Source organism: Methanospirillum hungatei (assembly GCF_020216685.1).
Taxonomy (GTDB): Archaea; Halobacteriota; Methanomicrobia; order Methanomicrobiales; family Methanospirillaceae; genus Methanospirillum; species Methanospirillum hungatei_B.
This window is the reverse complement of record NZ_JAIWNS010000170.1, coordinates 1-11,434: the sequence shown is the minus strand read 5'-3', so window position 1 is coordinate 11,434 and position 11,434 is coordinate 1. Positions and strand designations below refer to the sequence as shown.

Genomic DNA, 11,434 nt, shown 5'->3' with positions numbered 1-11,434 from the left:
GCTGCCAAAAATCCAAAAGAGATCGGTATTTAATGCACCTTTTGGATACATCACATCTGGTCGGTCTCATTCGAAAAGATGAAAAATCACTTGAAATACAAAAAAAACCTTGATCAATCTGGTGATATCAATATATTTCTGTTATTTCAATTTTTGAATTGACCGCTGGAGCATATCGAACATCTCATCCAAAAGAAAAGATCCATGAGATAGAGAGTATTAAAGAGAATATTGAGATAAAATCGGTTACCAGCGATTTAGCAGATATTCATGAAATTCTAATACATGCCATGCAAAAGAAAGGTTCACGAATAGGTGCTCTTGATGAATTATTGGCAGCAAATTCGCTTGGATTTGATGGGAAAATAATTACCCGTGATTCTCATTTTCTCTCCTGTCCGGGAATTGAAATATTATTTTATTAAAGAAATAAAAAATTTTAGGATTATTTTTTAGCTACAAAGAGATATCCCGAGCGTAACCTTTACTCCTTCAATATCCCAGTCCCGGTCCAGCTGGAATAGTACTGATCCATCCCTGCCACTAACAGATGCATGAACCTTGAGTGTTTTTCCCCGAACCTCCTGTTTAATAAGATCCTGCCATGATGCTGAAAGCAATTTCCGCAGATGCTCATCCTCAATAACCGCATCAATCAGGATATTATCATCGACATTCAGATCAAGCTGTTTTCTCATCTCCTGAAGCCTTCTGATGATCTCACGACTATATCCTTCAGCTTCCAGATCCTCTGTAAGTTTCGTATCCACATAGACCGACGCATCAGTCATCTCTGCACCAAAGATTCCTTCAGGAAGATGCTGACTAAACGTCATATGTTCAGCGGTCAGGACAAACTCCTCAGATCCATCACTGAGCGTAACCGATCCGGACTCCTTAAGCTGCTTTCGAAGGGCTGAGCCGTCTGCAGCCTCAATAAGACCCTTTACCACCGGTCCTTTCTTCCCAAATGATGGCCCTATCTTCTTCATGACCGGCTCTGCATTGAATCGCATACGGTCCCAGCTTCCCTTGATAACCTCAATATTCCGGGTATTGGCACGATCCTTTGCCAGATCTTCCATTGACCTGAAAGCTTCGATGACCGATTCACTTGACGTCACGACAATGACATTCTGAACCGGCCATCGAAGTTTTCTCTTCCCTGCCTGCCGTGCATTTGCAACTGCTTCGTCAAATTTCCGGACAACATCCATCCGACGCTCAAGGTTCTCGTCAATGAGCCTGATATCTCCTGCAGGCCATTTCAGCATGTGAACTGATACCGGATCTTCAGGCAGCCGGAGATTTCCATACATTGCTTCGGTGATATGAGGGGTAAACGGGGCAAGAAGTCTGCAGAGGGTGCGGAGACAGTATGCAATCGTCTCATATGCAAACTTCTTATCTGGAGAGTCTTCCTCAAGCCACATCCGGGGCCGGACGATCTGGACGTACCACCGGGAGAGATCTTCCAGGATGAAGTTCATCAACAGCCGGGTGACCCGGTGCAGATGGTATTCTTCCATATCTGCGGATATCTGTTTTGCAATAGAATTGATTCGTGAGATGATCCACCGGTCAATCTCCGGCATCTCCCGGTAGGAACGAACGATGTACTCATCATCATATGTCCCGTCTGATGTCTGGGCAGGGGAAAACCCGTCAAGGATCATGTAGGGAAGCGGGAACCGGTACACATTCCACAGGATATTCATCGTCCGGTTCACGGTTGAAACCCCGTCCCAGTTAAATTTCAGATCTTCCCATGGTGCATTGGATGAAAGAATATAAAGACGGAGAACATCAACACCAAACTTCTGAACCACTTCTTCAGGGGTGACCACATTTCCAAGACTCTTACTCATCTTCCGGCCATCAGCATCGAGAGCAAACCCATGCATCAGGACGCTCTTATAGGGCGAGCGGTTAAAAGCAATCGTTGAGGCCCCAAGTTGCGAGTAAAACCATCCTCTGGTCTGGTCCTGTCCTTCAGTGATGAAATCTGCAGGCCACATCTCATGGAATAATGCATCACTCCTGGGAAAACCAAGAGTCGCCCAGGATGCCATTGCAGAGTCAAACCAGACATCAAAGATATCCTCTACCCGTTTCATAGTCCCGCCACAGGAACAGGGCACGGTTATCTCATCGACGTACGGCCGGTGCGGATCAGTAAGATTGCTCCCTGCTGCTGCATTCAGTTCTGCAACAGTCCCAAAAACCCGGTGAGCCGAACATGAAGAGCACTGCCAGACCGGAATCGGAATACCCCAGTACCGCTGCCGTGAGATACACCAGTCACGAGCATCGGAAACAAAATCATAAAACCTGGCACTCCCTGCCCAGTCCGGATACCATGAGGTCGCCTTGATCTCTGCAAGCATCTTCTCTTTCATCTTTGGGACCGAGATAAACCACTGCTCAGTCGCCCGGTAGATGATAGGGGTCTTACACCGCCAGCAATGACCATACCGGTGAGTTATCTTCTGCCTTCCGAGCAGATGATGCCCAAGATCGTCAAGGATCTTTTCATTTGCATCACGGACAAACTGACCGGCATAAATCCCGCCTTCCTCGGTATAGTAACCAGCACCGTCAACCGGACAGAACACATCAAGACCTTTCTCCACACCAAGGAGATAATCGTCCCATCCATGTCCGGGGGCGATGTGAACCATTCCGGTATTGTCCATCTCAACAAATCCGGCGGTAACCACCTTATGCACTATCTCTTTCTGCCGTGGGATGAGATGAGCAAGGGGAGAGTCATAGGTTGTTCCTGCGAGTTCCTCTCCGGTCTTTTCTAAGAGGATTGAATAATCCTGATATTTTCCCCGTTTTAATACCGGTTCGACAAGATCCTTTGCAATCCAGAGAATCTCCTTTTTCCCTTCTTTTACTGCCTCAACACGGGCATATATGAAATCTTTATCAACGGCAACGGCGACATTCGCCGGAAGGGTCCATGGGGTCGTGGTCCAGATGACCAGATATTCATTCAAAAGACCTTGGATTGGGAACTTTACAAATATTGACGGATCCTGTTCATCCCAGTATTCCACTTCAGAATCAGCGATGGCGGTCTCACACCGGGGACACCAGTTGACGACCCGGTGACCACGATCTAAAAGACCCTTCTCATCTGCCTGTTTCAAAGTCCACCATGCCGCTTCAATATATTCGGGCATGACGGTCTGATAGGGATCATCAAAGTTCATCCAGACGCCAAGAGCCTTAAACTGCTCTGACATGATGTCTTTATGGCTGAGGGCGAACTGCTTGCACCGCTCGATAAATGCGCCGATACCGTAGGCCTCTATATCTTTCTTATTTTCAAAGCCTAGTTCATGTTCGACCCTGACTTCGATAGGAAGGCCGTGCATGTCATACCCGGCACGATCGATGACATGAAGTCCATGCATCCGCTTATACCGGAGAATGCTGTCTTTGAGGATCTTATTCCATGCTGTTCCAAGATGAATGTGACCGGTGGTATATGGCGGTCCATCTACGAAAAACCATGTTTTGCCATCCCGGTTCTGCTCCTGTACCCTGGCATATATACCCTCCTGTGTCCAGAATTTCTGAACAGAGGCTTCTATATCCCTGGGTGTAAAACTGCTGGTAACCTCTTGCACAATATTTCCTCAAAAATTCCGTATATTATTGGCCGCACCGGAAGATAGGTGTTTCTTACATTACCACCCACCGGCACCTCCACCACCGAATCCTCCGCCCCCGCCAAAACCTCCTCCTCCAAAGGATCCGCCAGAACCAGATGAAGGTGGTGAATAGGCAAGCATCGGTGAAAAACCGGTATGGATAAGGGCCGGAGCAAACCAGCCGCCGGATGGGAGATCAGGAACACGAATCTTCAGTGATTTCAGCGTCTTTGATACCTGATCACCCACACCAAGAGCGGTCCCATATACCATCCAGTCTCCCCAGATGGATATATCCTCCGGGGAGTTACGCTGGATCATGACCGAGTCTGAAAGAAATCCCCGGAACGACTCCCATTGTAACCGGTCCCGGTAATAATCCCCCTTCCATGTTCCAAAGAGGGATACCGGGAACACCAGAGCGATAATCATCTGGAGAATGCTTAATGAACTGTTGTATACTGCCTGACCAAGGATAAGACGATCACCCGGACCGATGATGATCAGCACCAAGGATACAAAGAATAGCCCTATTGCCAGGATAAGAAGGGGGATAAGATGGGTATGACCATTCCTGATGTAGGCAGAGACCATCTGATCAACGATTCCGGATGGGAGGTCCCGGAAAGATTTCTGAAACTCAACCAGTTGGCTCCTCATTGATTCATTCGCATTGGCATCAGAGGCCATCCGGGTAAACGTCTCATCTGTAAGAGTCCCGTCATCTGAAAGCAGAGATACTGTCCTGATCACCTGGTCTTCGTATCTATCACCGGTCTCGTTCTTTAATACCCGGATTGAAAAACCCTTCTCTGATCGCTGCTCTATAGAGATGATACCTCTCCGATGGAGATCAATCAAAGTCGCATGGAGCCCTTCTTCTGGAAATTTCCCAGGATCTCCTGAGAAGACAAGGGAGACAAGCCAGGGTTTTATTGACGGATCAGGAACAAAACTCAGGTGTTCGGGGATGGTATAGGATTTCTCCCGGCCATATCTGTACCAGATACCAAGCAAAAGGACAGGAATACCAAAGAGCAGCAGACTGGAAAGTGCGGATATCAGCCGGTACAGGGGATTTACTACTGAGAGATACCAGGGATTGGCCTGCTCTGTCCGTTCCCTGACTGAACCGGATAGAGGTCTGACCTGCCCGTTCAGTGATGCGGTGACGAAAGGATCTATCAACACTTCAAACCCGAGGGGAAGATCTTCAGCTACTGAACCGGTCAGGATATATGAATCACCAGATCTGGTAACCGTAAAGTCTGCCGGATGAGGATAGAGTTTGGTCACACCGGATGCCGGGATCTGAATCCTGACCGAATCATAAGGAATATGAGATGTTGCCAGGTCAATATTCAGATGGTCTCCATCCGTCCCCCGTTCTACCGGAGGTACAATATCCCAGGTATACGATATCGGGTACGTCCCTGAACGGAAATAACCAGGATTAAATGCCCCGGCTTCATTTCTTCCGGCCCGGTCAGTAATGATTGAACGGGCTCTTGTATTTTCACCGGTAAGGGTTACAGTTCCATCAGCTTCTTTCACATACCCGATGGTTCCCGAGGGAGGGGCTACTGATATAAACCGGATATATGAGCCTGAACGAATCGTGCTATACACCGGACTTTCAAATTTCCGGTTCAGGCTTCTATACTGATCAGATACATGAACATTATAGAGATATGATTCCTGTAACGTCCCATCCCATGAGAAGGAGGCATCATATGAAGTAACCTTCAGGTCTGGAATAAATATCGCCTGGGCAAAGGAGAAGAGAAAGAATCCACAGATAGCAATTCCGGCGGTAATCAAAAGGAGGAGTATCAGGTCCTTATTTTCATCCTGCATGGCGATCCTCTGAATAGGCGTATCTGGTTCGTTTGCGGATATCAATACCTGACATAATAACAGGCTCCGGATTCCAGTTTTTCTCCTGATGAGAGATTACGGAGGAAGGAACTGGCATGGTCCTCACAGACCACAACCTTACAACATCCGAGTATTTCAAGACCGATTGCAGGTTTCCCACAGACCTGGCATATCGTTTCATCTCCGGGTGATATCCCCATACTATTCCTGAACCCTGAAAATATTTGGATGCTTTGATCAGGCAGGAATCAGTCCTCACCTTTCTGATACTTGACGAGATCATGAGCTTGTGAGAGAAATCCGAAGAACTGTTCATCCAGTGGTTCTTCTTTTGCATATTCAACAAGAGAAGACCTTTTTAAAATCTCAATTATCTTCTCCTTTTCCGGAAGAATCAGTCCGGGGGAGCTGGATATAATCTCCTCACTGGTCAGGGCATCTCCTTTTCCATACGTATGTGAAATAAACGTCCGTAAAGCCTGACCAAGCATACCATACCCTTCTTTCTTCTCTCCTGCTTGATAGGCCCGTTCTGCATCGCTCAGCATCTCATTCACAATCTCATGGTAGTCTCTTGGTGGAATCACACATTCTTCGCATGGGTTTTCCTCCGGACGGGTGGAGAGATACCACCAGGCAACTCCGGCGCAGAGCACAACAAGAAGAATTACGAGCAATACTCCGATAAACCAGAAAAGGGGAAACGCGTCATCCTGCTGCAGGGTGACTTCTTCCACGGTTTCATTTACAATCCGTGCAGACAGAGTTGCATTTCTCCCATCCGGACTTTTATACTCTTGTCTAATCGTCGTCTCTTCAGGAGTCCTGGTCACCGATCCTGATGATGGTACCATCGAACTATTATGCAACTGGTCTTTTAGATCATTCCAGGTACTGTTCGAGCTGAGAGCCAAAGGAACAGGAATTTCTCCACTCTTCTCAGCGGTGAGCGATGAAACCTTCCCCTCTTCTGCCTTTCCGGTCACAGAAATCTTTTCACCGTCATCATTCTCAAAACTGACAGCCACCTCTCCTTTGTCTGGTCCGGTCGGGACTATCCGCCCTGAAGTCTGGTTATACCCGGCCTTTCGAAGATCTGATGCCTGCTGCCTGATGAGGGGATCCTTTTCAAGAGAATCTGCAAGTTTTCGTTTATTCTCCTCATTCTGCTGACTCTCCTCCATCATCTGCTGCTGTAATGCTGACGCGGAGGAAGACATCTGATTATTTTGTAAAGCCTGCGAGGGATTCTGTGCAGCGGATGAAGACCGTGAAGATCCGGACATACTCTGGGACATGAAACTCTGCATCAGTTGCTGCTGTTGCTGCCTCATCTGCTGCATCTCCTGTTCCATCTGGGTAAATGGATCCATCTGTGAAGATGATGAGGGTGTCTTTGTCGCTTCAGATGTTAAAGAACGGACAGTCTTCTGCTGTGGATTGTATTTTTTGGGATCAGAGACAAAATGAACCGACAATGGAGGAAGAACCACTGCATAATCCTTCCCCTTATCCTCATACAACAGAAGCAGAGAGAGATCATAATCGGTTTCTGTTTCTGAAGTTAGAGTCAGGCCATGATTTGATCTGCCCGGAGCTACCGGAAAGGACTGTGACTGTGTACTGGTCTGTGATATGGAAAAACCGCCGTCATTCTGATGCCTAGTAAGACTGTACTGGAGCGTTCCAATCAGAGTATTCGGAAATGAACTCTCTATGGTAAAAGGAACCTGTGCATCGGTCCCAACCTGATAATAATATTCAGATTGTGCAGATGACATCGAAATATCATCAGCAAGTGCATGAAATCCGGATATAAAGATACATCCGGTAAGAATCCACAAGAATATCTTCGCATTCATTGAATAATCCTCCTCCTTCCGTATCGCAGGAATATCTCTCCTGAAATCAGAATCAGTGCAGCAATATAGAACCAGTCACGGATACTGGTATCCTCTTTCTCACGGACGATCTCCTTATTCAGATTTGAATAGATCTCTGAAAGGGTCCTATCGTCGACTGATTTGTAATACTGTCCATTCGTAGATGCTGCTATCTGCTGGAGCATAGCTTCATCAAGTGTTGCATACTGGGGATTTCCAAACCAGTCATATCCCAGTACGACCGGACTGTCTGAACCCATACCAATAGTGAAGACCTGAATTCCCTTCTCCCGTGCAAATCCTGCCGCCTGTTCAGGATGGATGACCCCGGCATTGTTCACTCCGTCGGACAACAGAATAACTACCTTTTTACGGTTTGGCAGAGATTCAGCCATATCAATACCGAGAGCCAGGCCGTCCCCGATTGCTGTCGCTCCCTCCTTTGGCTCGATTGCCTGCAGTTTTCTGATTACACGATCCTTATCAGGTGAGAGATAGGCTGCACTGGTGGCACCTGATTCAAATGTAATTATCCCGGCGTAATCTTTTGGATCAAGCGATCTTAACAGAATCTCTGCTGACCGCTTTGAAGATTCAAGTCTGGTCGGCTGATAATCGGTTGCCTGCATGCTTCCCGATACATCCAGAACCAGAACCACACTTACCCCTTCTTTTGTCTGTTCCAGAGGGATGTGAGGATCCGCAAGTCCGATGATAATACATCCGATAGCGGCAAGAAGGAGCAGGAGAAGAGTCCGTGGCCGGGAAGATTGTGTACTGCCATGAAGGGCACTTTTTAAAAACCCGATGTGTGAAAAGACGATTGCTTCCTGTTTCTTTCGTTTCGTCTGATAATCATAGTAATAATAGAGACAGGGCAGAAGAACCAGGGCAATCAGCCACTCAGGATGATAAAATCCGGTCATAATTCTCCTCCCGGGCGGGCCATCATCAGATGCTCAAGGATTGGGACATATTCGTCACCGGATCTGATATTAACAAATGGAATCCTGTATTTTCTCATCATAAGAGAAATATCTTTGGTATGCTGAGCCGTCGCTTTGTGGTATTCCTCACGAACGAGAGGATCTGATGTATCCACAAGGATCTGCTCCCCTGATTCGGCATCCTCAAGTTCAATCAGTCCGACATCAGGAAGCTCTTCTTCACGGGGATCGGAGATCCGGATCGCCAGGAGATCATGATGTCGTTTCACCATGGATAACTCCTTTGAACAGTCAGGAGTGAAGAAATCAGATAAGAGGATGACGGTTGACATCCGGCGTACCCGTTGCACGATCATGGACAGAGCCGGGCGGAGATCAGAACCCCCGGCCTGCGATGTATGAGTAATTATCGACTGAATGAGGTGAAGAACATGATTTCTGCCACTTCTTGCAGGAATGAACTTCTCAACGTTGTCTGATACCAGAATGAGTCCTACCCGGTCATGATAATGAACCGCCGATAAGGCTATGGTTGCAAGAACAGAGACAAGAGTGCTGAATTTTGAGACCACATGACCAAAGGTTCCTGATCCGGAGATATCTGCAATCAGATAGATGGTATGGTCACGTTCTTCAACAAACTCCTTGACATAGGGGATTTGATACCGGGCAGTTATCTTCCAGTCAATGGCACGGATATCATCACCGGGAATATACTCCCTGATATCGGAAAATTCAACACCCTGCCCCTTGAAAAGAGAGATATGAACCCCGGCCTGCTGACCGGTAACCCGTGCCCTGGTCAGGATATCAATTGTCCTGACATTCTGAATCAAATCCGAATAGCTGGTATTATCCGGCATAGTTCACCGCTTCAGGGGACCGGGACTGTTCGTATGATCTGATCGATGATTGAATCCACCGTTATCTCTTCTGCCTCTGCAAGATAGGAGAGCAGAATCCGGTGGCGGAGAACATCATGAGCAACTGCTTTTACATCATCCGGAATGACAAATCCTCTTCCCCGGAGGAGTGCGTGTGCCTTTGCTCCCAGCATCAGATATATGGAGGCACGGGGCGATGCTCCATACCGGATATAGGGTGCAAGAGGGATCTGGTATTCTTTCGGATTCCGGGTCGCATCAACAAGAGATGTGACATATTTCTTAATCTCAAGGTCTGCATAGATAGAGGGGACCACTTTCTGGATTTTTTTGATATCTGAAGAGGAGATGACCGGTTTTGGCTGATAACTGACTCCTTCTGTAAACCGATCCAGAATGAGGAGTTCCTCTGATTTTGACGGATAACTCATCAGAACCTTGAACATGAACCGATCCATCTGTGCTTCAGGAAGCGGATACGTTCCTTCATGTTCGATCGGGTTTTCTGTCGCAAGGACAAAGAAGGGGTCTGGAAGAGCATACGTCTCACCCTGGATGGTAACCTGCCGTTCCTGCATGGCTTCAAGAAGTGCTGACTGGACCTTGGGCGGGGCACGGTTTATCTCATCTGCAAGAAGAAACTGAGTAAATACCGGACCCTTTACGGTTTTGAATGTACAATCCTGCTGGTTGTAAATCTTCGTTCCGGTGATATCGGCGGGAAGGAGGTCTGGAGTGAATTGTATCCGGCAAAAACCGGTGTCAATACACTGTGCAAGCGTTTTTATCATCAGTGTCTTTGCAATACCAGGAACACCTTCCAAAAGAACATGCCCATCTGCGATCAATGCGATGATGAGTCGTTCAAGGATGTTTTTCTGACCGGCGATAACCTGACAGATCTCATGTTCCAGAGGGATTAAGAGATCCGCACACTCTTTTGCCTGATTTGTAAGTGACTGAATTTCTGCGTTCATGGAATTGAACTCCTGAAGAATAATCCGGACCTATTTGTCTTTGATTGTCAGGAGGCGTACGATGCAAAGTAAAGGTTGCCTTACAAAAGGATAAATATGTAGTACATAAGGATAAAATATGGAACGAGATCTGAGGTGAATTGTATGCCCAGTATTTCATACAATAAAATTCATGATCTTTTCAGACGATTGCTTGAAAATATTCAGGATATCATTGTAATCGGTACGTGTGGATTACTATTCGCTCTCATGGTGAAGACACTTTTGTCTATGTACTTCACCCTGGCACAACCATTTGAATTTCAGTATGTTGCATCAGAATTGATCTATATTCTGGTCCTTGTAGAAATTTACCGCCTCCTTATCATCTATATCAGAGAGCACCGTATTGCAGTTGATATCATGATAGAAGTAGGAATCGTGTCCATACTGCGTGAGATAATCCTTCATGGAATTCTTGAGATTAATCCTCTTACTATACTCACTGTTTCAGTATTGTTTTTTTCACTTCTCCTGTTATTACGATATGGTGCTGTAAGAAAGGAGGAAGTTGAGGTTTTTGACCGGGGATCCTTTCTTGAGGAGTTCAGGGGATCATTGGAAAACTTTTCCAAACGAAGAGAGAAAACTATAAATACTATTGAAGACTAACTTGAAGTGTGTAAAGGAGGGAACGATTATGAGCCTCTTTAAAAAACAAAAAGGAACAGAAATTACTCCCTCATCACCACAAACCCGTGCCTTGAGGGAGCACCGGTCAGGATTTATTGATGACTTCGATTCCATATTCGAAGATTTTCGAAGGTCCTTCGATAACCTGATGCGGCCATATTTCCCATTCGACTATCTCACCAAAGATATGGCGGAATTTGGAAGAGAACATTATGCCCCCCTCGATCTCATCGATGAAGGGGATCACTATAAACTTCAGGTCGAATTACCAGGTATGACAAAGGATGATGTGGAAGTCCAGATTACCGGCGATTCATTGATCCTGAAGGCCCAGAAAGAATCATTCAACGAAAAATCAGAGAAGAATTATCTCCATCGCGAACGGTATTATTCAACCTGGAAACGGCAAGTACATTTCCCTGAAGAAGTCAAGGCAGAGAAGGCTGAAGGTTCTATGAAGGATGGAGTATTAGAACTTACCATCCCGAAAAAGGAACCAAAAGCAAAGGAACAGGTATATACCATTCC

Annotated in this window: 10 protein-coding genes; 3 read left to right on the top strand and 7 right to left on the bottom strand. The window is 46.5% G+C overall.

The features are described 5' to 3' along the window. Window positions 1-158: 158 nt before the first annotated feature. On the top strand, window positions 159-425 hold the full coding sequence (locus LDL35_RS10745) for a hypothetical protein (RefSeq protein WP_304022336.1): 267 nt from the start codon (window positions 159-161) through the stop codon (window positions 423-425). 27 nt (window positions 426-452) lie between these two features. Here the strand turns inward: LDL35_RS10745 and ileS are convergent, their stop codons facing one another. Genes ileS through LDL35_RS10710 form a run of 7 tightly spaced genes read right to left on the bottom strand, consistent with a single transcriptional unit; the run spans window position 453 to window position 10,234 of the window. Further along, window positions 453-3,641 (bottom strand): isoleucine--tRNA ligase, encoded by a 3,189-nt coding sequence (gene ileS / locus LDL35_RS10740; protein WP_304022335.1) that lies wholly within the window; start codon window positions 3,639-3,641, stop codon window positions 453-455. Window positions 3,642-3,701: 60 nt separating this feature from the next. Beyond that, the gene (locus tag LDL35_RS10735; protein WP_304022334.1) at window positions 3,702-5,522 is read right to left on the bottom strand and encodes a DUF2207 domain-containing protein; all 1,821 of its coding nucleotides are present in this window, start codon (window positions 5,520-5,522) and stop codon (window positions 3,702-3,704) included. Window positions 5,523-5,563: 41 nt separating this feature from the next. Beyond that, window positions 5,564-5,743 carry a hypothetical protein gene (locus LDL35_RS10730; protein ID WP_304022333.1) on the bottom strand — a complete coding sequence of 60 codons (180 nt, stop codon included), beginning with the start codon at window positions 5,741-5,743 and terminating at the stop codon, window positions 5,564-5,566. A gap of 48 nt (window positions 5,744-5,791) precedes the next feature. Continuing rightward, entirely contained in the window at window positions 5,792-7,405 is a 1,614-nt protein-coding gene (locus LDL35_RS10725; RefSeq protein ID WP_304022332.1) for a hypothetical protein, read from the bottom strand. After that, window positions 7,402-8,352 carry a VWA domain-containing protein gene (locus LDL35_RS10720; protein WP_304022331.1) on the bottom strand — a complete coding sequence of 317 codons (951 nt, stop codon included), beginning with the start codon at window positions 8,350-8,352 and terminating at the stop codon, window positions 7,402-7,404. The genes LDL35_RS10725 and LDL35_RS10720 overlap by 4 nt, the downstream gene beginning before the upstream one ends. Continuing rightward, a complete protein-coding gene (locus LDL35_RS10715) occupies window positions 8,349-9,236 on the bottom strand; it encodes a DUF58 domain-containing protein (protein ID WP_304022330.1) in 888 nt (295 codons plus the stop codon). Before LDL35_RS10715 ends, LDL35_RS10720 begins: the two co-directional genes overlap by 4 nt. 11 nt (window positions 9,237-9,247) lie before the next feature. Continuing rightward, on the bottom strand, window positions 9,248-10,234 hold the full coding sequence (locus tag LDL35_RS10710; protein WP_304022329.1) for a MoxR family ATPase: 987 nt from the start codon (window positions 10,232-10,234) through the stop codon (window positions 9,248-9,250). Window positions 10,235-10,378: 144 nt separating this feature from the next. On the opposite strand from LDL35_RS10710, the gene LDL35_RS10705 reads away from it, so the two are divergent. Next, complete coding sequence (locus tag LDL35_RS10705) at window positions 10,379-10,885, top strand: phosphate-starvation-inducible PsiE family protein (protein WP_304022328.1); 507 nt, start codon at window positions 10,379-10,381, stop codon at window positions 10,883-10,885. 28 nt (window positions 10,886-10,913) lie between these two features. Further along, window positions 10,914-11,434 (top strand): Hsp20/alpha crystallin family protein (locus tag LDL35_RS10700; protein ID WP_304022327.1); only part of this gene is annotated, 521 nt, incomplete at its 3' end.